The organism is Kribbella soli (assembly GCF_004331345.1).
Classification (GTDB): domain Bacteria; phylum Actinomycetota; class Actinomycetes; order Propionibacteriales; family Kribbellaceae; genus Kribbella; species Kribbella soli.
In genome coordinates, this window is sequence record NZ_SJJZ01000002.1 from 1295459 (window position 1) to 1315712 (window position 20254).

Genomic DNA, 20254 nt, shown 5'->3' on the forward strand with positions numbered 1-20254 from the left:
GCGCCGACTCAGAAGTCGTCGAGCATGTACGCCGCAGGTCCGCCGAATACCGCGTTGAGCGCCGAGTCAGCGGTGGCCGCTCCCCCGGTGGCCAGTCCGGCCCCACGGAGGGTGGCCAGCGGCATACCGGCGTACAGCGCCGCCAGCCCACGCGGGCCGAGGCGGAGAGCGTCGGCCGACGGCTCGGCCGTGGTGAGGGTGGCGGATCCGTTGCTGACCGAGAGGTGCCAGTCGCCGGTGTTCGCCGGCAGTTCGGGGTCGTCGATCCGCAGGTCCGCCTCGAGTACGACGCCGTCCGGGAAACCACGTCCCGCAAAGGCTGCCGGAACGTCGACGAGCCGGAGCATCCACCGGTTCTGCCACGACTGGCCACGCGCCTCGTGCTCCACCATCAGGTGGATCGGATCGAAGGGCGCGCAGCATGCCTCCACGGTCTTCGCGATCGACGCACCCGAGCCGACGGTCGCCCACAGCGCGCGGGCCGTCTCCTCCGAACCGGCGATGAGCTCCTCGACCGCGAGGTTGCGGTCGTCCCACTTGTAGACGACGAAGCCGTCGTCGGCGACGTACGCGAAGTTGTCCTCGTCCTCGAGCCAGGACTCGACCTCGGTGCGCGGCCAGATCAACGGGCCGTTCGAGCGTCGCGCCTCGTGCGCCTTCGCCGCCAACTCGAGGAACAGGTCCGCGTCGTCGCGGCCCGCCTTGCGCACCGCCGTACCGCTGCCGCCCAGGGTCCGCAGATCGGCGGCCTCGAACGTGTACAGGTGCCTGCTTCCGGCGAACTCGTACCCGAGGTGCCGGTAGAGCACGGTCGTCGCCGGATAGAGCGCCGTCAGCGGATAGCCCTTCGCCGCACACAGATTGAGTACGGCGCGCATCAACAGGCTGCCGACCCCCCGACCGCGGTACTCCGGTGCGACGACAACGCCGGCCACACCACCCATGGGCACGCGGCGCCCGCCCCACCACTGCTCGTGCGGCCAGATCCGCGCCGCCGCGACCAGTTCGTCACCGTCGAGGACACCGAGGTACCGCCCGTCGACCATGAACGACCGCGCGGTCTTCTTCCACTCGTCGCGGTCACCACCCATCCCGAACGACCGCGTCCGCACCTGCCACACCGAGTCCAAGTGCTCCTCGGTAACCTCCACCACCCGCAGTTCAGTCACGCCGAGACAATACGTCGTACGGCGTGTTCACTTCTTGTCAGTTACCCACAGGTGAATCGTCCCCTCGACGACCACCGTGCCGTCGTCGCGGGTCGCCTTCACCCGCACCGGGACGTCGGGGCCCGTGGTCCAGGTGTCCGGATCGGTCTCCGCCGAACACGTCAGGTCCGTCGTCGACTTGGCGAGGTACGCGACCTCCATCCCCTTCGGCAGCCACCGCTTCCCGGCCGGCACCGTCGCCTCCGCCAACGCCCCCATCGCCGCCTCGAGACCGTTGCACACGGCAATCGCATGCACGGTCCCGATGTGGTTCAGCACCGCCCGCCGCTTGGGCAACGTCAGCGCCGCGTAGTTGGGGCTCACCTGCACGAACCGCGGCCGCACCGACCGAAAGTACGGCGCCTTCCAGGTGAACCCCCACGAGAACACCCGCTCCCCACCCGGCACCGCACGCAACCGCTCCCACAACCCCAGCACCTGACTCATGCCGACATGTTACTCACGAGTCACATCCGGTGTGAAGGTCACGGCAGTGGTGCCCGTTGAATTCAGGAGGGACGGCCGGGCGGTCAGTACGACGCGGGTGACCTGGTTGCCCCAGATGTCGGAGAGTTTGGGGTCCGTGAGTGGGAGTGGCTCGAGTACGGCGGCCAGGTTGTCGGCGTCGTACGAGATGGCCAGCCCTTCGACCCGGATCGTGCCGTTCTCCTGGCTTGCCGGGCCGTTGAGGATCAGGTGCCAGACGAGTTCGGTTGGTGCGTCCTCCAGGTCCCAGGTGTCGGTCAGTTCGACCGCTTGGTCCAGAGTGATGGTGCGGCGCCAGGAGTGGATGCCGGCTTCGGCCGGATAGGCCTGAGCGAGGTCGAGCTCGCAGGTGGTGCGGTCGCCGAGCTCCGCGGACATGCCGGTCGCGTGGAACTCGCGGCCCGGCTGCTGCGAGAAGCCGTTGATCCGCGGCAGGTTGTGGTAGTCGCTCTGCATCGTGAAGATCTGGTAGCGATCGGCCGAGAACGTCTGCCGGGTGTACGTGCCGACACCGAGATCGATCACCCGCGGTACGCCGTCGACGGCGACGATCAGCGAGCCGACGTCGTTGTGGTTGTGCGACTCATCGTTGTGCCCGCCCTTCAACGCGACGAGCAGATTCTTCGAGCGAGCCACGAGTACTTCGGTGTCCGGCAGGTAGACGTCCTGGCTGCCGACCATCTCCTCCTCGGTGCGCAGTCCGGGCTCCAGCAGCGTTCCGACGACCCGGAGCATGGACGGAATCCGCGATACGAGCGGATCGTCGCGATGCCGGATCACGTGCGCGTGCTGCCGTGCGGCCGGCTCGTCGGTGTGCACGCTGAGCCGGTACAGCGGGTACGCCACCGACAGATCCGTGAGCTGCGCCGGACAGTCCGCGAAGTTCACGTACCACCGGTCGTCGATGTACATGGCCGGCAGGTACGACGTGATCGGCCGCAGCTTGGGATGACCGAACCCGTCCAGTTGCCCCGCCGTTGCGTCGTACAACAGAACCAGACTGTCCGCGACGGAGCCGCCCGCTCGTGTCCAGTACGACGCTCCTTCGTCACAGCCGCCGTCGTCCGGGTACGAATCGAGGAAGACGTCGAGCCCGTCCACCACGAGCTCCACGATCTTCGCGCGACGTCCCGGGTCGGGTTCGAGCAGCAGAGCGCACGCGGTCAGATTCGAGTGGATCCACGGGTTCCAGTTGTTCGTGAACTCCTTCAGCCACCGCCAGTCGCGGATCTCGAGGAACGGCGCCAGCACCCGCTGGTCGACCTCGGTCGCGATCCGCAGCCGAGTCGCCGCGTCCAGCACGGGCCCCAGCAAGTGATCCACCCAGGCCAGCAGGCCGCCGGTCTCGGCACAGAACAGGTCCAGATCCCGATCCCCCGGCCGCGGCAACGGCTCGTCACGCGCGGCCGCCGAGCTCGCATGTGCCGGAAGAGTCCACGTCGCCTCGTCGCACACCAGCCAGACGCCGTCCACGACGTCCGCGACCCACCGCTCCGCACCGGTCAGCAGAGCCGCCAGTGTGCTCGTGACGATCCGTCGGCGCCGCTCGAAGTACGGCGTCTCGTACCGGTCGCGATCGCCCTCACGCTGGAACCGCGCGAAGTCACTCGCCAGCAGTACCGGCCACTCCCCCGCAGCCTGCTCCTCGGCGTCCGTCAGCAGCGCCGCACGATCTCCCGCCGGCACACCGTTCCACACGTCTCGCGCATCGAATCCCGGCGCCAGCCGCACCAACCCGGCACCACCCAGGACCCGGTTCAGCAGTTCCCCGGGCAACAGTCCACGCATTGTCTGAGCCACCACGCGACCCTATCGGCCCGCAGACCGATCGAGTCAGGCGATTTAGACGATTCAACTGGGGTCTGGATAGACTGCGGGTGACCGAAATGGCTGCTGGACGGGGGACGATGGCGACGCCCAGCATCAAGGAGGTTGCGCAGCGGGCCGGCGTTTCGGTGGGGACTGTGAGCAACTTCCTCAATCGGCCGGGGATCGTGGCGCCGGAGACCCGCCAGCGGGTGCAGGACAGCATCAAGGCGCTCGGGTTCGTGCGCAACGAGGCGGCGCGACATCTGCGGGCGGGGCGTAGCAGGACCGTCGGGCTCGTAGTGCTCGACGTGACCAACCCGTTCTTCACCGATCTGGCCGAAGGCGCCGAGGCGCTGGCGTACGAGCACGACACCGTGGTGATGCTGTGCAACAGCAAGACCGACCCGGTGCGCGAGGGACATCACCTCGACCAGCTCGAGCAGCAGCGCGTGATGGGCATCCTGATCACGCCGTTCGACAGCACCGATCCGCGGCTCACCGCGCTGGTCGATCGCGGCACGCCGGTGGTGCTCGTCGACCGTACGGCGGACCGCGGACTGTGCTCGGTGTCGGTCGACGACCAGCTCGGCGGACGCCTCGCCGGGAAGCACCTGATCGAGTCCGGCCATCGCCGGATCGCCTTTATCGGCGGGCCGTTCACGATGCAGCAGGTCGCAGATCGCAAGGCGGGCATCACCGCGATCGTCGAGGAGACAGGCGACGTCGACCTGCAGCACTACGAGGTCGACGTGATGGGTGTGGTCGAAGGTCGCGCGATCGGCGAACAGCTCGCCGCGCTGCCGGCGCGCTCGCGTCCGACCGCGGCCTTCCTCGCCAACGACCTGCTCGCGCTCGGATTCCTGCAGGGTATGGCGGTTGCCGGCCTGCGGGTCCCGCGGGACATGGCGATCGTCGGGTACGACGACATAGATTTCGCCCGCGCCGCCGCCGTACCGCTGTCGTCGGTGCGGCAGCCGGCCGAGTTGCTCGGGCGGTCCGCGATGGAGCTGCTGCAGGAAGAGGTCGAGTCGGCCGAGCGGCACCGGCATCGCCAGGTGATCTTCCAGCCGGACCTGATCGTCCGCGACTCCAGTGACTTCAAGCGCCGGCGTTGATGACCGTCCTGTACGAGAACCCGCTCGCGTCGCCGGCCGATCTCGACGGCTTCCGGCTCGAGGGCGACGGCGCGACGTCGTTCCCGCTCGGCCGGCTGCGCCTGGAGAGTGTGCGACCGGCGGCGGACGGGCAGGACGCGAACGTCGTGCTGTGGTGCCCGGAGGACTTCCCGCCGGACGTGACTGTCGAGTGGGACTTCTGGCCGATCCGTGAACCCGGCCTGTGCATCCTGTTCTTCCACGCCAAGGGCCGCCGCGGCGAGGATCTGTTCGACCTGCAGCCGCGCACCGGGCCGTACGAGCAGTACCACCACGGCGACCTCGACACCTACCACGTCTCGTACTTCCGCAGACGCTGGCCGGCCGAGCGTGCCTTCCACACCTGCAACCTGCGCAAGAGCTACGGGTTCCACCTGGTCGCGCAGGGCGCCGATCCGATCCCGGACGTCGCCGACGCCGACGGACCGTACCGCCTGCGGCTCACCGTCCGGCACGGCGAGATCACCTTCGCGGTCAACGACCTGGTCAGCTTCGGCTGGCACGACCAGCAACCTCTGACCGGCGGCCGGATCGGCTTGCGGCAGATGGCGCCGTTGATCGGCGAGTACGCGAACCTGCGCGTCTCCCAAGCCTGACCCGCGCGTTCGCGCACCCCTGTGACCACTCCCTGACAAACGCTTTCCCAAGCCTTGACATTGAGACGATTCAACCATACGGTCACATCACTTTTCGCCCCGAAACAAGGCAGGAACCGGCATGAACACAGGCTGGGCCATCAAGCTGTACGACGCTGCAGACGAGGTCCTTTGGGTGATCAAGCTGAACGCCCTGTGGTTCCTGTTCACGCTGCTCGGCGGTATTGCTCTGGGTATCGGCCCGGCCACACTCGCGGCATATTCGCTGGCCAGACGCAGGTCATCCGATGAATCGTTTCACGCCTTCCCTGCTTTCCTTACTGCGTTCCGCCAGGAGTTCCGCCGCGGCTCGCTCGTCGTTCTCCCCCTGGTCGCGGTCGCCGTCGTTCTCGTCGGCAACTACCTGTACTTCGCCGCGCTCGGGGCCGCACTCCCCCGCCTGGCCAGCCTCACGGCGCTCGTCGCGCTCGGGCTGATCGCGGCGTACGCGCTTCCGATGGCCGTGCACTACGACCTCGGGATCCGCCTGTTGTTGCCCAAGGCATCGCTGGTCGCGCTCGCGCGGCCCGCGTCGTCCCTGGTCCTGCTGTTCGTCGCGGTGTCCATCGCCTTCGGGTCAGTGAAGTTCCCGGTGTTCGGGTTCGTCCTGGCCGGCGGCGCCTGGATCCAGCTCGACACCTGGCTCTGCTTGCGCTTCTTCGCCGAGAACGACGCGCGCCTGCATCTGAAAGGGAACCAATGACCATCTTCTCCACACGGCGCCTCGCCGTAGCTGCCGCCCTGTCGACAGCGCTGCTCGCCGCATCCGCCTGTTCGGGCGGCGGCGAGAACAAGGGCGGCGAGACCGCCAGCAACGAACTGACGGTGATGGCGCCGCTGTTCGGCACCGCACCGGATCCGAACGGCGAACTGCAGCAGGCGGTCGAGAAACTGATCGGCAAGAAGCTCCAGATCACCTGGGTGCCGAACGCGCAGTACGGCGACAAGTCGAACGTCACGCTCGCGTCGGACAAGATCCCGGACCTGATGGTCGCGAACGAGAAGAGCCCGTCGTTCGTGAAGGCGGCCGAGGCCGGCGCGTTCTGGGACCTGACCGGCAAGCTCGACAAGTACCAGAACCTGAAGCCGGCCAACGAGCAGACCGCGAAGAACACGCAGACCAACGGCAAGACGTACGGCATCTACCGGGTCCGGCCGCTGCTGCGCTCCGGCATCGTGATCCGCAAGGACTGGCTGGCCAAGCTCGGCCTGAAGGAACCGCAGAGCGTCGAGGACCTCTACACGATCGCGAAGGCGTTCGCCGAGAAGGACCCGGACGGCAACGGCAAGAAGGACACCTACGGCCTGATCATCCCGAAGTGGCCGGGGAACTACGCCAGCGCCAGCCCGTACGACGTGATCGAGACCTGGTTCGGCGCGCCGAACGGCTGGGGTGAGCGGGACGGCAAGCTGGTTCCGGGCTTCGACACCCCGGAGTTCCTGGCCGCGAACCAGTGGCTGCGCAAGTGGGTCTCCGAGGGCCTGGTGAACCCGGACTTCGCCACGCTGGACAGCGCGAACTGGAACGACCCGTTCGTGCAGGGCAAGGGCGGCATGATCATCGACGTGAACGTGCGGGCGACCCAGTTGCTCGACCTGTTCAAGGAGAAGAACCCGAAGGACTTCGACAAGGTCACGCTGGTCGGCAACCTGAAGGGGCCTGACGGCGAGAAGCACTCGTACCCGTTCACCGGCTACAACATGGTGATCGCGATCTCCAAGCAGCACGTGCGCACCGAGGAGCAGCTCGACCAGGTGCTGCAGACGCTGGACAAGCTCGAGTCCAAGGAGGGCTCGATCCTGCTCACCAACGGCATCGAGGGCCGCAACTTCAAGGCCGACGGCAAGTACGCCGTACCGATCAACCAGGACGACGCCAAGGTGAAGGCGATCCAGAACGACGTGGACAAGGCGTTCATCCAGCTCGGCACCCGGGCGTCGGTCGGGCTGGGTACGTACGCGCTGCGGCCGAACGACGAGGCCAGCCGGAAGATGCGGGAGAAGTTCGACGTCCTGATGAACGAGGACCTGAAGACCGCGGTGTTCAACCCGGCGCTCAGCATCATCGCGCCGACCTCGGTGGCGAAGGGCCAGACGCTCGACACGATCATCCCGGACGCGCGGATCAAGTACCTGTCCGGCGCGATCACCGAGGACCAGCTGAAGGCGCAGATCAAGCGCTGGTACGACAGCGGCGGCACGGACATCGCCAAGGAGGTCAACGACCTGGCTGCCAAGGCCGGCGGCTGATCGATGGCCACCGACCTCGTGCCCGAGGTGGTGCAGCCGGCTGCGGATTCCTCGCAGCCGGCATCCGCCCCGCGGCGCAAACGCCGTACGAAAACCCTGGGCCGCGATCTGTGGCGCTACCGCTGGCTGTACCTCTTGCTGCTGCCCGGCCTGGTGTACTTCGCGCTGTTCAAGTATCTGCCGATGTACGGCCTGACCATCGCGTTCAAGGACTACGTGCCGTTCCTCGGCTACTCGGGGAGCGAATGGGTCGGACTGAAGCACTTCCAGGAACTGTTCACCGGACCGGACTTCGGCCGGCTGATGTTCAACACACTGCTGCTCGCTGTGCTGACGGTCGTCTTCGTGTTCCCGGCACCGATCGTGGTCGCGCTGCTGCTGAACGAGCTGCGGGTCAACGTGCTGAAGCGGTCTGTGCAGTCGCTGGTCTACATTCCGCACTTCCTGTCCTGGACAATCGTCGCCTCGCTGACTTACCTGCTGTTCTCGGTGGACTTCGGCGTGATCGCGAACTGGATCCACGGCCTGGTCGGCGGGCAGAAGACTGACTACGTCGCGCAGGCCGACTGGTTCCGGCCGCTGATCGTGCTGCAGTTGCTGTGGAAACAGACCGGCTGGGGCACGATCATCTACCTGGCGGCGCTGGCGGGGGTGGACTCGCAGCTGTACGAGGCCGCTCGAGTGGACGGCGCCGGGCGGTGGCGGCAGTTCTGGCACATCACGTTGCCGGCGATCCGGCCGACGATCGTGGTGATGGCGATCCTGACGTCCGGGCACCTGATGGACTCCGGGTTCGAGCAGATCTGGCTGATGACGACGTCGCTGAACCGTGACGTCGCGGACGTGTTCGACACGTTCGTGTACTACATCGGCATCACCCAGGGCTCGTTCAGCTACGCGACCGCCGTCGGCCTGTTCAAGGGCGTGATCGGCGTCGTGCTGATCTTCGGCTCCAACCTGCTGGCCAAGCGCATGGGCCAGCGCGGTCTGTTCTGAGAGGAGGACCACGATGAAACAACGAGTCCGGTACTACGACTCGGTCGGCAGTCGCGTGTTCGACGTACTGAATGTCGTGGTGCTGACCGCACTGGCCGTGGTGACGGTGCTTCCGCTGCTCTACGTGCTCGCCGGATCGTTCGCGACCGAGTCCGAGATCAGCTCGCGGCCGTTCTTCCTGTGGCCACACAAGTTCGTCACCGACACGTACCACTACATCTTCTCCACCGACACGTTCGTGCGCGCGTTGCTGACCACGGTCGGGGTGACCGCGGTCGGCACGGTGATCCAGCTACTGCTGACGCTGACGATGGCCTATCCCCTGGCGAAGAAGTTCCTGCCGGGGCGGGCGCTGGTGCTGAACCTGGTGATCTTCACGCTCGTGTTCAGCGGCGGGATGATCCCGACGTACCTCGTCGTACGGGATCTGGGGTTGCTGGACAGCTACTGGGCGCTGATGCTGCCGCTGGCGATCAACCCGTTCTACCTGATCGTGGTGAAGAGCTTCTTCCAGGAGTTGCCGGAGGCGCTCGAGGAAGCGGCCCGGATCGACGGCTGCAACGAGCTGAACGTGTTCCTGCGGATCGTGCTGCCGTTGTCGAAGCCGATCATCGCGACGTTCTCGCTGTTCTACGCGGTCGGGATCTGGAACGACTACATGTCGCCTTTGCTCTACATCGACGACAGCAAGAAGTGGACGCTGCAGATGATCGTCCGCCAGCTGACCGCGGCGAACGCGGACTCGGCGAACGTGCTGCAGCAACTGGAGACGGTGACGTTCCCCGAGCAGGGCCTGAAGTTCGCGGTCGTCGTGGTCGCGACGCTGCCGATCCTGTTCTTCTACCCCTTCCTGCAGAAACACTTCGCGAAGGGCGTGCTGATCGGGTCGGTGAAAGAATGACGACATTGCAATGGCTGGAAACACCATGTCGACAAGGCGTTTCCTGGGGCGTTCCGTGGGCCCGAGGCACGGTTGCCGAGGGCACCGAGTTCGCGTTGACCGACGGTACGCCGGTGCAGAGCTGGACGACTGCGACGTGGCCGGACGGCTCGGTGAAGTGGTCCGCGCACGCGATCGGGCCGTCCGAGCAGCCCGAGCCGTCGTACGAGGTGGTCGTCGGTGAACCCGCGACGCCGGCTCAGCCGGTTCAGGTGGAACGGGACGACGGCGAGGTGCGGGTTACGACTGGGCCTGTCGCGTGGGTGCTCCGGCAACCGGGGCTGATTTCGTCGATCAGCTACGACGGTCAGGAAGTCGTGCGGGACGTTCGGCTGGTGAGCCTGCGGCAGAACGCTCCCGACGACGACCTGGGCGGATCACGGGAGCAGACGACGGCAACGGTGGATCGCATCACCGTCGAGCAGGACGGTCCGGTGCGGGCCGTTGTCAGGCTCGAGGGCAAGCACGGCAACTGGCTGCCGTTCTCGGTGCGGCTGTACTTCTACGCGGGCGCTGCCGACGTACGGATCGTGCACAGCTTCGTCTGGGACGGCGATCCGGATCGGGACTTCCTGGCCGGTCTGGGGCTCAGTGCGGACGTGGTGATGCGCGACGAGCCGCACAACCGCCACATCCGGCTCGCCGGTCCATCCGGGTTCCTGACCGAGGCAGTGCGCGGTCTGACCGGTCTGCGCCGCGATCCGGGCGAGGAGGTACGACGTACCCAGGTCGCCGGCGGTGCTGTCGAGGCGATCCCGAACCCGGAGGTGGCCGACCGCCTGCACCTCATCCCGCAGTGGAACGACTACACGCTCGACCAGACCAGCGCGGACGGCTTCACGCTGCGCAAACGAACCGGCGCGGGACAGGGGTGGATCACCATTCCCTCCGGCACCAGAGCACCCGGCTACGGGTACGTCGGCGGTGTCAGCGGCGGACTGGGCTTCGGGCTCCGCGACTTCTGGAAACTGCACCCGACCCGGCTGGACATCCGCAACGCGGCCACCGACGTCGCCACGGCCACAGTGTGGATGTGGTCGCCGAGCGCACCGGCCATGGACGTGCGCTACTGGCACGACGGCATGGACCAGGACACGTACGCCGAACAGCTCGAAGGACTCGAGATCACCTACGAGGACTACGAACCGGGCTTCGGCAACGCACACGGTGTCGCCCGTACCCACGAGCTGAGCCTGCGGGTCCACAACACCACACCGTCAGCTGAGGAGCTGTCGGAACACGTAGCACTGCTCAACTCACCTGGGCTGCTCACGGTCTCTCCTGCGCGTTTGCTGGAGTCAGGTGTGTTCGGCACCTGGAGTCTGCCCACTGCAGACCACCAGGACATCGAGGCCCGGCTGAACTTCCTCTTCCAGTACTACGTCGGTCAGCGCGAGCAACGCCGCTGGTACGGGTTCTGGGACTACGGCGACGTCATGCACACCTACGACCGCGACCGGCACACGTGGCGGTACGACGTGGGCGGGTTCGCGTGGGACAACTCAGAGCTCTCCCCCGACCTGTGGCTCTGGTACCAGTACCTGCGGACCGGGCGGGCCGACGTGTTCCGCTTCGCCGAGTCGATGACACGGCACACCGGTGAGGTCGACGTACATCACCTAGGGCGCTGGAAGGGCCTGGGGTCGCGGCACAACGTGCAGCACTGGGGCTGCAGCTGCAAGCAGGTGCGGATCTCCAGTGCGATCTACCGGCGCTTCTACTACTACCTGACCGCGGACGAGCGGACAGGTGACCTGATGGACGAGCTGGCGACCATCGAGGAGGCATTCCTCGTCGTCGACCCGCAGCGCAAGGTACGACCGGACGTCTACTCCCCCGACCCGCGCGCGCTGTCCATCGAGCTTGGCGTGGACTGGGGCGCACTGGCCGCTGCGTGGCTCACGCGATGGGAACGACACGGCGACGAGCGTGCCCGTGCACGGCTCGTGGGAACGATGTCCGACATCGCTGCGCTGCACTACGGCTTCCTGACCGGTAGTGCGCGGCTGGACCTGTCCACCGGGCGCTTCGACACCAGCCGGGACACCATCGCGGTGTCCCACCTGTCCTCGCTCTTCGGGCTGCCCGAGATCTGTTCCGAGCTCATCGACCTGGACCTCGACGTACCGGGGTTCGAGAAGGCATGGCTCGACTACTGCCGGCTGTACCTGCTCTCGCCCGAGGAGCAGGCCGCAGAGCTCGGTCAACCCTTGCAAGGCATCTCGCAGGAGCAGGCCCACAGCCGACTGGCTGCGTACGCCGCTGCGCGCACCGGTGACCCGGAGCTGGCGCGGCTGGCCTGGCGCAAGTTCTCAGTGGACACAGCCGAGTGGAAGACCACTCCCGTCGACGGCGCCCTGATGCCGGTCGACGAGGCCGCGTTCATCAGCACCAACGGCGCGTCGCAGTACGCGCTGGCAGCGATCCAGAACCTGTCCCTGATCCCCGAACACCGGAATGACAGAGGTGGAACGGCATGGAGGTCTCCCGACGTACCGTCCTAGCAGGTATGGCCGCCGTACCTGCGGTGTCCCTGCTCGACAACATCCAACCGGCCGCGGCTGCTGAAGCTCCTGACGTCAAACTCAGCTGGCTCGAAGGCAGGCCCACCACAGCGGCTGTCACCACCTGGGGTACGCCCTGGCCGAAGGGCGCCGTACCAGCGAACCAGTCGTTCGCACTCAAGTCCGCTGACGGCGTCGACGTACCGGTGCAGAGCTGGCCGACCGCGTACTGGCCGGACGGTTCCCTCAAGTGGAGTGCGCACGCGATCGCAGTGGACGCACCTGCTGAGTCGTACACGCTCGGCCCGGGTACGGCGACCGCGCCGGCGCATCCCGTCACGGTCAAGAACGAGAAGCTGTACGTCGACGTCGACACCGGCGTGATCAAGGCGCGGATCCGGAAGAGCGGGACCGAACTGATCAGCCACATCTGGCGTGGTGATGTGCTGATCGCGCGCAAGGGTCAGCTGATCAACCTGAAGCAGGACAAGATCGCCGACGACGAGGACGGCGGTGCTGTCCGGGACCGGTACGACAGCGACATCACCCGGGTCACCGTGGAGCAGTCCGGCCCGGTGCGCGCCGTCGTACGGATCGAAGGCCGGCACAAGTCGCGCAAGGGCCTGACCTGGTTGCCGTTCTCGGTCCGGCTGTACTTCGTGGCCGGCGCGGAGAACGTGCGGATGGTGCACACGTTCGTCTACGACCGCGACGGGCAGAAGGACTACATCGCCGGGCTCGGTGTGCGCTTCTCGGTGCCGCTGCGCGACGCGGCGTACGACCGGCATGTGCGGTTCGTCGGCGAGGGGCACGGGATGGTGTCCGAGGCGGTGAAGGGCATCACCGGTCTGCGGCGGGATCCGGGGGCCGTCGTACGGGCCGCGCAGATCGCCGGGACCAAGCTGCCGGATCCGGCGACGTGGGACCAGCGAGTGACGACGCGGCTGCAGTACATCCCCGAGTGGGGTGACTACTCGCTGAGCCAGTTGACCGCGGACGGGTTCACGGTGAAGAAGCGGACCGCGAAGGGGTACGGCTGGGTCTCGGTCGACCAGGGCAAACGCGCCTCCGGACTCGGGTACGTCGGCGGCGTGAGCGGCGGATTCGCCTTCGGGCTCAGGGATTTCTGGCAGCGGCACCCGACGCAGCTGGACATCCGGAAGGCGGCGACCGAGGAAGCCGAGGTGACCGTGTGGCTGTGGTCGCCGGCGGCCGGTGCGATGGACACGCGGTTCTACCACGACGGCATGGGCCAGGACACCTACCCGGAGCAGCTCGAGGGCCTCAACATCACCTATGAGGACTACGAGCCCGCGTTCGGTACGCCGTACGGGATCGCCCGGACGTCTGAGCTGACGTTCTGGGCGCTGGAGGCGACGCCGTCGGCTGCACGGCTGGGTGACCTGGCCGACCAGGTGCGGACGCCACCGCAGCTCATCAACCCGGTGGACCAGCTGGTGAGCTCCCGGGTGTTCGGTGGGCTGTTCAGTCCGGTGGACCGGTCCGTGCCGGCGAAGAAGGCGATCGAGGACCACCTGGACTTCCTGTTCGACTACTACCGCGGACAGGTCGAGTCGCGGCACTGGTACGGGTTCTGGGACTACGGCGACATCATGCACACGTTCGACGAGGACCGGCTGGTGTGGCGGTACGACGTGGGCGGGTACGCGTGGGACAACTCGGAGCTGTCACCGGACCTATGGCTCTGGTACGCGTTCCTGCGGTCTGGGCGCGCGGACATCTTCCGGTTCGCGGAGGCGATGACGCGACACACTGGTGAGGTCGACGTCTACCACCTGGGTCAGTGGGCCGGCCTGGGTACGCGGCACGGCGTACAGCACTGGGCGGACAGCGCGAAGCAGCAGCGGATCAGTACGGCGGCGTACAGGCGGTTCTACTACTACCTGACGGCTGACGAGCGCACTGGCGACCTGCTGTCGGAGCTGGTGGAGTCGGAGACGACGTTCCTGGTGCTGGACCCGCTGCGGAAGATCAGGACCGAGCCGTACACACCTGACCCGCATGCACTGTCCATCGGTCTCGGCACGGACTGGAGCGGTCTGGCTGCTGCCTGGCTGACCGAGTGGGAGCGGCAAGGCCCCAAGGCCGCTGCGGCGAAGGCCAAGCTGCTCGGGACGATGGAGACGATCGGGGCGATGCCGAACGGGTTCGTCACCGGCAGCGGGCTCTACGACCTCGACACGGGTCGCTTCGCACCTGTGGCCGAGAAGATCGTCAGCGTGTCTCATCTGAGCGCCATGTTCGGCCAGGTGGAGATCTGCGCCGAGCTGATCGACCTGGTGGAGATGCCCGCGTTCGAGGCCGCGTGGCTGCAGTACTGCCGGCTCTTCAACGCCACCCGGGCCGAGCAGACGGAAGAGTGCGGTGCGTACTTCGGCAACCTCATCCTCCGCCAGGGCCATGCGCGACTCACGGCGTACGCCTCGGTCCGGCTGAACCGCGACGACCTGGCCGCCCGCGCCTGGTCGGAGTTCTACACGGGTGACGGCTACGCGCCGACACTCCCCTGGACCGCTGAAGATGTCACCACCACCCTCAACCCCACCCAGGCCGCCAAGTGGGTCTCCACCAACACCACAGCCCTGTACGGCCTCGCCGCCATCCAAACCCTCGCCCTGGCCGGCGACCAGATCGTGAACCCGTGAGGTGGCCGCCATGCTGCGTTTGCTCACCGCTGGGGTCGTGCTGGCCCTCGGCGCCCAACCAATGACGGCCACGGCAGGAGTTCCGTCGGAGTGCACCGGCGAGGCACCGGTCACCTGCACGTACGACGTCCCGCCGGGCGACTACAACGTGACGGTGGTCCTGGGACGTGAGCGGGAACCTGTGGAGGTACTCGCGGAGGCGCGGCGGTTGATGGTGTCAGGGAGCTCGTCGCCCGTACTGCACGTCACGGTCAATGTGCGGGATCCGGAGGGGCAGCAGAACGGGTTCGGTGGACCAGGTACGCCGGGCCTCACGCTGCGGTTCTCCGGGGCGGCTCCGTTGAACGTCGTCGTGACCCGGGCGCCGGTGAGCACGCGGCGGCTGTTCCTGGCCGGCGACTCGACGGTCACCGACCAGGAGACAGCGCCGTACACGGGCTGGGGCCAACGACTGCCCAGCCGGTTCGGTCAGGGGTTGTCGGTGACGAACCATTCGGGATCTGGTGAGAGCACGGTGTCGTTCCTGGCCGAGCCGGCGATGTGGGCGGCGCTGCGACCGCAACTCCGGCCGCGCGACGTCGTACTCGTACAGTTCGGCCACAACGACAAGCAGACGACGGCTACGCAGTACCGGGCCAATCTCACCGAGATCGTCGCCGGCATCCGCTCCACCGGTGCGACACCGGTCCTGGTCACGCCGATCGTGCGGAGATGGTTCACCGGGACGAAGCTCAACTCGACCGGTCTGATCGTCAACGGCCTGGGGGTCGACCTCCCCGCAGAGATGCGCTCGGTCGCCGCGGCCGAGCACGTCGCCCTCATCGATCTCACGGCCCGTACGCAGGCGGTTGTCGAGGCCCTCGGACCGGAGGCCGCGAAGGCGCTGTACCTGACCCGGGAGAAGCGCGACGACACCCACACCTCCGAGTACGGCGCGACCGTCTACGCCGATCTGGTCGCGACCGACCTCGCCGCGCTGAACCTGATCGACGAGCGCTACTGGAACTGATCGCAACTTTTCGGGTGCTTCCTGCATCTCTCAGATATCTGCACTGGGGAGTGCGGGAGGGGGAGCAAGATGCTGAAACGTCGTACGGCGGCCGGCGCGATGGTGGGTGTGCTGGCTGTACTCGTCGCTGGTTGCGGGGGATCCGACCCCGCAACCAGCGACTCGTTGGGGACCACGCCGACACCCACCCCGACGGCAACGTCCGTCACGCCGTCTCCGGTGGTAACGGTGCCGAAACCGCCGGCCAGTACGCCGGCGAGCAGTATCGCCGGGCTGTCCGCGACGAAGATCCTGGCCAAGACCCAGGCCGCCGCGAAGGCCGCGACCAGTGTCCGGATGAAGGGCTCGATGTCCGACGACGGCGACCGGATCGTGCTGGACATCCGGCTCGGCAAGGCCGGCGGTCAGGGCACGATGAGCATCAACGGCGCCGCGTTCTCGCTGATCGTCCTGGACCGGACCGCGTACCTGAAGATCAGTGACAAGTTCTGGCGGGCCCAGATCAAGGACAAGGCCGACGCGGACGCCGTGATCGCGCTGGTCGGGGGCCGCTGGATCAAGACGCCGCTGACCGACAAGGACCTCGGCGAGCTCGCGGCGTTCGCCAGCAAGCCAAAGTTCTTCGACACGCTGTTCGAGCCGACCGGCACGCTCCGCAAGACCGCGCCGCGGACCGTCGACGGTGTCAGCGCGATCGGTCTCCGGGACAGCGACGGCACCCTATGGGTCGACACCGCCACCGCGCGCCCGGTCCGCCTCGAGTCGTCCGGCACCGACGCGCTGACCTTCACCGAGTACAACCAGGTCACCGCGCCGAAGGCCCCGCCAGCTGCCCAGGTGATCGACGGGAAAGCCCTCGGAATGTAGCTAGATCTTCAGGAGGGCTTCGGCCAGTTCGACCGGACGGGTGAAGCAGGCTTCGTGGCTGCCGGGGGTCGGGACGGGAGCGACACCGAGCCGCTCGGCGAATCGGTTCCAACCGTATTCGCCGGGCGGTAGGGCGACGTCGTCCTCGCCGAGCAGGTAGCCGACCGGTACGCCGAGGGTGTCGAGATCCAGCGGTGCGACGGTCTCGGTGAAGTACTGCATGGGCTGCGGCACGAGCAGGCTGTGGACGACGCGCTGCACGTCCTCGGACGCGTCCGGCATGAACGCCATCTGCCACACCTCGAACGGCATCGCGACCGAGTTGTTCCCGGACGCCTGCGCCTGTCCGTCGAACAAGGCCTGATAGTTCGGCGGCACCTCGTCGTACAGGCTGCGGCCCTCGGCCGGGACGAACGCGCTCCAGAACACGAGCTTGCGCAACCGCGGTGCCAGCCTGGGGGCCGCGCCCGCGATCACGTAACCGCCCCAGCTGTGCCCGACCAGCGTGACGTCCCGCAGGTCCTCGCTCTCGACCAACTCGACGACCGAGTCGACGACATCAGTCAGCGTGTGCGGCGTCGGGTCCGCACCGTCCTGCAGTCCGGGCAGGGTCGGAGTCAGCACCTGATGACCCGCGGACCGCAGCTGCTCGGCGACCGGCCGCCAGGCCCACCCGCCATGCCAGGCACCAGTGATCAACACGAACGTTCCAGCCATGGCGCACTCCTTCAAGGCTCAAGGTGCCTCGAATCGTGCCATTCCACCTGACGCCCGTCAATAATCTGACACACTTCAGTCCGAGCGAAGGGGCCGCGGTCACCGCGGCCCCCAGCTTCAGCCGACCTCGGCCATGATTTCGTCGCTGACGTCGAAGTTGGCGTAGACGTTCTGGACGTCGTCGCTGTCCTCGAGGGCGTCGATCAGGCGGAAGATCTTGCCGGCGCCGTCGGCGTCCAGCTCGACCGTCATCGACGGGACGAACTGGACATCCGCGGAGTCGTAGTCGATGCCGGCGTCCTGCAGGGCGGTGCGGGCCGCGACCATGTCGGTGGCCTCGGTGACGACCTCCCAGGACTCGCCGAGGTCGTTGACCTCGTCGGCGCCGGCCTCGAGCACGGCCTCCATCACGTCGTCCTCGGACAGCGACTTGCCGTCCTGGTCCTTGGCGACGACGATCACGCCCTTGCGGTTGAACATGTACGCGACCGAGTTCGGGTCGGCGAGCGATCCGCCGTTCCGCGTCATCGCCGTACGGACGTCCGCGGCGGCCCGGTTCCGGTTGTCGGTGAGGCACTCGACCAGCATCGCCACGCCGTTCGGGCCGTAGCCCTCGTACATGATCGTCTGGTACTCCGCGCCGCCCGCCTCGGCACCGGACCCGCGCTTGACCGCGCGGTCGATGTTGTCGTTCGGGACCGAGGACTTCTTCGCCTTCTGGATGGCGTCGTACAGGGTCGGGTTCCCGCCAGGGTCGCCACCGCCCATCCGGGCGGCCACCTCGATGTTCTTGATCAGCTTCGCGAAGAGCTTGCCGCGCTTCGCGTCGATGACGGCCTTCTTGTGCTTCGTGGTGGCCCATTTGGAGTGGCCTGACATGGCGAACCCAACCCTTCTACCGCTTGCAACGTCTCAGAGGCCGCGGACCAACTCGGCGAAGTAGCCGTGCAGCCTGGCGTCCCCGGTCATCTCCGGATGGAACGACGTGGCCAGCAGCCGATCGTGGCGAACCGCGACGATCCTACCCGCGGCGGGGCCCGACCTCACCGTCGACAGTACCTCGACGTCCCTCCCGACGCGCTCCACCCACGGTGCCCTGATGAACACGGCGTGGTACGGCGTGTCGAAGGCGGCGAACTCCAGGTCCGCCTCGAACGAGTCGACCTGCCGCCCGAACGCGTTCCGCCGGACCGTCACGTCGAGCCCGCCGAGCGTCTCCTGGTCCGCGGTCCCGCCGGTGATCTCGTTCGCCAGCATGATCATCCCGGCGCAGGTGCCGAACGCCGGCATCCCGTCCGCGATCCGCTTCTGCAGCGGCTCGAACAGGTCGAAGGCCCGGGCCAGCTTGTCCATCGTGGTCGACTCACCACCCGGCAGCACCATCGCGTCGACCTCCGCCAGCTCGGACGGACGCCGTACGGCGCGACCCTCGACACCCACCTCGGCCAGCATGGCGAGGTGCTCGCGCACGTTCCCCTGCAACGCGAAAACGCCGATGACGGTCATAAAGTCACCCTCCGTTGCCAGTCGAGGGTGACCTCGATGCGGCCTTCGTCGAACACCGCGGGCAGGTCGTTCTGGCGCAGCAGCGCGAGCACGTCCTCCAGCAGCGGCTCGCCGGGAGCCACGTTGGCGGTGTCGGGGTGCCAGAGCTTGAGCTCCAGCATCCCGAAGTCGACCGCGTGCCAGACGTCGGTGTCGGTGAAGAACACCAGCCCCTGCGGACTCTCCGCGGCCTCCAGCGCCTGCCGAGCCGCGTGGTGATCCGATGTGTAGCGGACCACCACCAGCCCGAGACGCTCGAACTCCGCGAGTACGGCGTCCAACCGGTCTGGATCCGTCGACTCGGGCCAGGCGGAGGCGTCCTCGTTGAGGTCCATGACCGCCTCGCCGATCAGCAGCGGTACCAGAGCGGCCGCGTCCATCGACGGCGCGTCCTCCGAGACGGCCTCGGTCAGCGCAGCAGTGATCGCCGCGTGGTCGGCGTACCCGGACCGCACCAGGACGCGGGCCAGGCCCCGCAGCTCCCGGGCGGTCCGCTCGTCCACCGACGGCAGGCTGTTCGAGGAGGTCACCAGCCGCGCTCGGCAAGCCGGTGCGGCTGCGGGATCTCGTCGACGTTGATCCCGACCATCGCCTCGCCCAGACCGCGGGAGACCTTGGCGATCACGTCGGGGTCGTCGTGGAACGTGGTGGCCTTGACGATCGCCTCCGCGCGCTGCGCCGGGTTGCCCGACTTGAAGATGCCGGAGCCGACGAACACGCCCTCGGCGCCGAGCTGCATCATCATCGCGGCGTCGGCCGGGGTGGCGATCCCGCCGGCGGTGAACAGCACCACCGGCAGCTTGCCGAGCGCGGCGACCTCCTTGACCAGCTCGTACGGCGCCTGCAGCTCCTTCGCCGCGACGTACAGCTCGTCCTCCGGGAGGTTCTGCAGCTTGCGGAGCTCCTGGCGGATCTGGCGCATGTGGGTGGTCGCGTTGGACACGTCACCGGTGCCGGCCTCGCCCTTGGAGCGGATCATCGCCGCGCCCTCGGTGATCCGGCGCAGCGCCTCGCCCAGGTTGGTCGCGCCGCAGACGAACGGCACGGTGAACTGCCACTTGTCGATGTGGTTCGCGTAGTCGGCCGGGGTGAGCACCTCGGACTCGTCGATGTAGTCCACACCGAGGCTCTGCAGCACCTGTGCCTCGACGAAGTGACCGATCCGGGCCTTGGCCATCACCGGGATCGACACCGCGTTGATGATCGAGTCGATCATGTCCGGGTCGCTCATCCGGGAGACGCCGCCCTGGGCGCGGATGTCGGCCGGGACCCGCTCCAGCGCCATCACCGCGACCGCGCCGGCGTCCTCGGCGATCTTGGCCTGCTCGGCGGTGACGACGTCCATGATCACGCCGCCCTTGAGCATCTCCGCCATGCCGCGCTTCACCTTGGCGGTGCCGGTCTGGGGGGTCTGGTTCTCCGTCACTGCTTCCTCCTGGTCGTGGGGCCTCACTGTCCAGATTAGGAG

The 20254-nt window shown here is 67.4% G+C and carries 18 protein-coding genes; 10 read left to right on the top strand and 8 right to left on the bottom strand.

Going from position 1 to position 20254, the window contains the following annotated elements:
• Positions 1 to 8: 8 nt before the first annotated feature.
• Genes E0H45_RS20300 through E0H45_RS20310 form a run of 3 tightly spaced genes read right to left on the bottom strand, consistent with a single transcriptional unit; the run spans position 9 to position 3494 of the window.
• Entirely contained in the window at positions 9 to 1169 is a 1161-nt protein-coding gene (locus E0H45_RS20300) for a GNAT family N-acetyltransferase (RefSeq protein WP_238155111.1), read from the bottom strand.
• A 27-nt stretch (positions 1170 to 1196) separates the two neighbouring features.
• Positions 1197 to 1655 (bottom strand): hotdog fold domain-containing protein, encoded by a 459-nt coding sequence (locus E0H45_RS20305; RefSeq protein ID WP_131339485.1) that lies wholly within the window; start codon positions 1653 to 1655, stop codon positions 1197 to 1199.
• Between the two features lie 9 nt (positions 1656 to 1664).
• Positions 1665 to 3494, bottom strand: coding sequence for a heparinase II/III family protein (locus tag E0H45_RS20310; protein ID WP_131339487.1), 1830 nt, complete (start codon positions 3492 to 3494; stop codon positions 1665 to 1667).
• An 86-nt stretch (positions 3495 to 3580) separates the two neighbouring features.
• Between E0H45_RS20310 and E0H45_RS20315 the strand changes: the two genes are divergently transcribed.
• From E0H45_RS20315 to E0H45_RS20360, 10 genes are all read left to right on the top strand, one after another.
• Complete coding sequence (locus E0H45_RS20315) at positions 3581 to 4618, top strand: LacI family DNA-binding transcriptional regulator (protein WP_238155112.1); 1038 nt, start codon at positions 3581 to 3583, stop codon at positions 4616 to 4618.
• On the top strand, positions 4618 to 5253 hold the full coding sequence (locus E0H45_RS20320; RefSeq protein WP_131339489.1) for a DUF1961 family protein: 636 nt from the start codon (positions 4618 to 4620) through the stop codon (positions 5251 to 5253). The genes E0H45_RS20315 and E0H45_RS20320 overlap by 1 nt, the downstream gene beginning before the upstream one ends.
• 121 nt (positions 5254 to 5374) lie before the next feature.
• Positions 5375 to 5995 carry a YesL family protein gene (locus E0H45_RS20325; RefSeq protein WP_131339491.1) on the top strand — a complete coding sequence of 207 codons (621 nt, stop codon included), beginning with the start codon at positions 5375 to 5377 and terminating at the stop codon, positions 5993 to 5995.
• Positions 5992 to 7542: an extracellular solute-binding protein gene (locus E0H45_RS20330; RefSeq protein ID WP_131339493.1), complete on the top strand. Its 1551-nt coding sequence runs from the start codon at positions 5992 to 5994 to the stop codon at positions 7540 to 7542. Before E0H45_RS20325 ends, E0H45_RS20330 begins: the two co-directional genes overlap by 4 nt.
• A gap of 3 nt (positions 7543 to 7545) precedes the next feature.
• Positions 7546 to 8538, top strand: a complete 993-nt coding sequence (locus E0H45_RS20335; protein ID WP_131339495.1) for an ABC transporter permease — start codon at positions 7546 to 7548, stop codon at positions 8536 to 8538.
• Between the two features lie 13 nt (positions 8539 to 8551).
• A complete protein-coding gene (locus E0H45_RS20340; protein WP_131339497.1) occupies positions 8552 to 9439 on the top strand; it encodes a carbohydrate ABC transporter permease in 888 nt (295 codons plus the stop codon).
• Positions 9436 to 11982 (top strand): exo-rhamnogalacturonan lyase family protein, encoded by a 2547-nt coding sequence (locus E0H45_RS20345; protein WP_131339498.1) that lies wholly within the window; start codon positions 9436 to 9438, stop codon positions 11980 to 11982. The genes E0H45_RS20340 and E0H45_RS20345 overlap by 4 nt, the downstream gene beginning before the upstream one ends.
• A complete protein-coding gene (locus tag E0H45_RS20350; protein ID WP_131339500.1) occupies positions 11955 to 14648 on the top strand; it encodes an exo-rhamnogalacturonan lyase family protein in 2694 nt (897 codons plus the stop codon). The genes E0H45_RS20345 and E0H45_RS20350 overlap by 28 nt, the downstream gene beginning before the upstream one ends.
• A 10-nt stretch (positions 14649 to 14658) precedes the next feature.
• Positions 14659 to 15657: a rhamnogalacturonan acetylesterase gene (locus E0H45_RS20355; protein ID WP_131339502.1), complete on the top strand. Its 999-nt coding sequence runs from the start codon at positions 14659 to 14661 to the stop codon at positions 15655 to 15657.
• Positions 15658 to 15726: 69 nt separating this feature from the next.
• On the top strand, positions 15727 to 16524 hold the full coding sequence (locus E0H45_RS20360; RefSeq protein ID WP_131339504.1) for a hypothetical protein: 798 nt from the start codon (positions 15727 to 15729) through the stop codon (positions 16522 to 16524).
• Here E0H45_RS20360 and E0H45_RS20365 read toward each other — a convergent pair whose 3' ends face one another.
• The 5 genes from E0H45_RS20365 to pdxS all read right to left on the bottom strand — a co-directional run bounded on the left by E0H45_RS20365 (position 16525) and on the right by pdxS (position 20212).
• Positions 16525 to 17241, bottom strand: a complete 717-nt coding sequence (locus E0H45_RS20365) for an alpha/beta fold hydrolase (protein WP_131339506.1) — start codon at positions 17239 to 17241, stop codon at positions 16525 to 16527.
• A gap of 117 nt (positions 17242 to 17358) precedes the next feature.
• Positions 17359 to 18120 carry a YebC/PmpR family DNA-binding transcriptional regulator gene (locus E0H45_RS20370; RefSeq protein WP_131339508.1) on the bottom strand — a complete coding sequence of 254 codons (762 nt, stop codon included), beginning with the start codon at positions 18118 to 18120 and terminating at the stop codon, positions 17359 to 17361.
• A gap of 33 nt (positions 18121 to 18153) precedes the next feature.
• Complete coding sequence (pdxT, locus tag E0H45_RS20375; RefSeq protein ID WP_131339509.1) at positions 18154 to 18747, bottom strand: pyridoxal 5'-phosphate synthase glutaminase subunit PdxT; 594 nt, start codon at positions 18745 to 18747, stop codon at positions 18154 to 18156.
• Positions 18744 to 19289, bottom strand: a complete 546-nt coding sequence (locus tag E0H45_RS20380; RefSeq protein ID WP_238155113.1) for a DUF6891 domain-containing protein — start codon at positions 19287 to 19289, stop codon at positions 18744 to 18746. Before E0H45_RS20380 ends, pdxT begins: the two co-directional genes overlap by 4 nt.
• Before the next feature lie 23 nt (positions 19290 to 19312).
• Positions 19313 to 20212, bottom strand: a complete 900-nt coding sequence (gene pdxS / locus E0H45_RS20385) for a pyridoxal 5'-phosphate synthase lyase subunit PdxS (RefSeq protein ID WP_131339511.1) — start codon at positions 20210 to 20212, stop codon at positions 19313 to 19315.
• Between the last annotated feature and the right edge of the window lie 42 nt (positions 20213 to 20254).